Origin of the sequence: Nonomuraea cypriaca, from assembly GCF_015645445.1 — a bacterium.
Lineage (GTDB): Bacteria > Actinomycetota > Actinomycetes > Streptosporangiales > Streptosporangiaceae > Nonomuraea > Nonomuraea cypriaca.
On the sequence record NZ_JADOGI010000560.1, the window covers coordinates 1 to 772 of the forward strand.

Annotated in this window: 1 protein-coding gene; it reads left to right on the forward strand. The window is 68.8% G+C overall.

Annotated elements, in window-relative coordinates:
* Nucleotides 1–84: 84 nt before the first annotated feature.
* Entirely contained in the window at nt 85–714 is a 630-nt protein-coding gene (locus tag ITP53_RS55605) for a TetR/AcrR family transcriptional regulator (RefSeq protein ID WP_207757788.1), read from the forward strand.
* Nucleotides 715–772: the final 58 nt, after the last annotated feature.

Sequence of the window (772 nt, forward strand, 5' to 3'; positions counted from 1 at the left end):
CGAGCTAGAGGCAGACCCGTGGCCGAGCGGGACCGTATAGTCCATGCGGCGGCGGCTGTGATCAAACAGGGTAGCCTGAGGCCTGTGAGCAGGCCGGAGAACGCACAGCCGGGGCGGAGGCTGACGCCACGTGGGGCTGCCACCCGCGCGCGCATCGTGGCGGCTGCTGTCGAGCTGATGTACGTGAAGGGCGTGAACGCGACCACGCTGGACGACGTCCGGGCCACGAGCAATACCAGCAAGTCCCAGCTCTACAACCACTTCCCGGACAAGGAGGAACTGGTCCGCGCCGTCGTCGCAGCGCGCGCCGCGCAGGTCCTCGAGCGTGAACGCGGCTACCTTCAGCGCTTGAAGTCGTTCCGCGGTCTGGTCCGCTGGCGCGACGCGCTGGTGCAGCGAAACGCGTTGCAGAACGGCGCCTACGGCTGTGCCCTCGGCTCGCTGGCCGGCGAGCTCGCCGACCAGGACGGCCAGGCCCGCGCCACGCTCGCTGAGTCATTCGTGGAATGGGAAGGGCTGCTCGCCGCCGGCCTGCGGCGGATGCGGGACAGCGGGGTGCTCAGGCCGGATGCCGACCCGGAGAAGCTTGCCACGGGTCTGATGGCCGCCTTGCAAGGCGGCTACCTCCTCGCTGAGACCGCGCATGACATCAAGCCTATGGAGATCGCCCTCGACATGGCGCTTGACCACGTGAAGTCGTTCCTCACGGCGTGACGGCGTGTGCGCGGACGTAGCCGAGGGCTATGTCCAGGGCCACCTCCAACCGCCGCAC